Source organism: Ensifer adhaerens (genome assembly GCF_002940685.1).
Lineage (GTDB): Bacteria > Pseudomonadota > Alphaproteobacteria > Rhizobiales > Rhizobiaceae > Ensifer > Ensifer adhaerens_E.
The window spans coordinates 1-1178 of record NZ_PNFP01000054.1; the positions used below are offsets into that span (position 1 = coordinate 1).

General features: G+C 60.5%; 1 protein-coding gene. It reads right to left on the reverse strand.

Features of this window, described 5'->3' with window-relative positions:
* Positions 1-2 precede the first annotated feature (2 nt).
* Positions 3-1178: elongation factor Tu (gene tuf / locus C1A35_RS35575; RefSeq protein ID WP_034795467.1), on the reverse strand; the 1176-nt coding region annotated here is incomplete at its 5' end.

Here is a 1178-nt window from a genome sequence, read left to right on the forward strand (position 1 = left end):
GATTACTCGACGATCGAGGCAACGATGCCTGCGCCGACGGTACGGCCGCCTTCGCGGATCGCGAAGCGCAGCTTTTCTTCCATCGCGATCGGAACGATCAGCTCGACGGCAACGGTGACGTTGTCGCCCGGCATAACCATTTCCGTGCCTTCCGGCAGCGTCACGATGCCCGTCACGTCCGTCGTGCGGAAGTAGAACTGCGGACGGTAGTTCGTGAAGAACGGCGTATGACGGCCGCCTTCTTCCTTCGTCAGGATGTAGGCTTCAGCCATGAACTTCTTGTGCGGCTTGACCGAACCCGGCTTGCACAGGATCTGGCCACGCTCAACGCCGTCACGGTTAACACCACGGATCAGCGCGCCGATGTTGTCGCCGGCCTGGCCCTGGTCGAGCAGCTTGCGGAACATTTCAACGCCCGTAACCGTCGTCTTCGACGTGTCGCGGATGCCGACGATTTCAACTTCTTCGCCGACCTTGACGATGCCGCGCTCGACGCGACCGGTCACAACCGTGCCACGGCCCGAGATCGAGAACACGTCTTCGATCGGCATCAGGAACGGCTGGTCGATCGGACGCTCAGGCGTCGGGATGTAGGCGTCAACCGCTGCCATCAGCTCGCGGATCGCGTCTTCGCCGATCTTCTTGTCCGAATCTTCAAGAGCAGCAAGCGCCGAGCCCTTGATGATCGGAATGTCGTCGCCCGGGAATTCGTAGGACGACAGAAGTTCGCGAACTTCCAGCTCGACGAGTTCGAGAAGCTCGGCGTCGTCAACCTGGTCGACCTTGTTGAGGAACACGACGATTGCCGGAACGCCAACCTGACGAGCGAGCAGGATGTGCTCGCGGGTCTGCGGCATCGGGCCGTCAGCAGCCGAGCAAACCAGGATCGCGCCGTCCATCTGGGCAGCACCGGTGATCATGTTCTTGACGTAGTCGGCGTGGCCGGGGCAGTCAACGTGAGCGTAGTGACGGTTCGGCGTCTCATACTCAACGTGCGCCGTCGAAATGGTGATACCACGGGCCTTTTCTTCCGGAGCGGCGTCGATCTGGTCGTACGCCTTGAACTCGCCGAAGTACTTCGTGATCGCTGCGGTCAGCGACGTCTTGCCATGGTCAACGTGGCCAATCGTGCCAATGTTAACGTGCGGCTTGTTGCGCTCAAATTTGCTCTTTGCCAT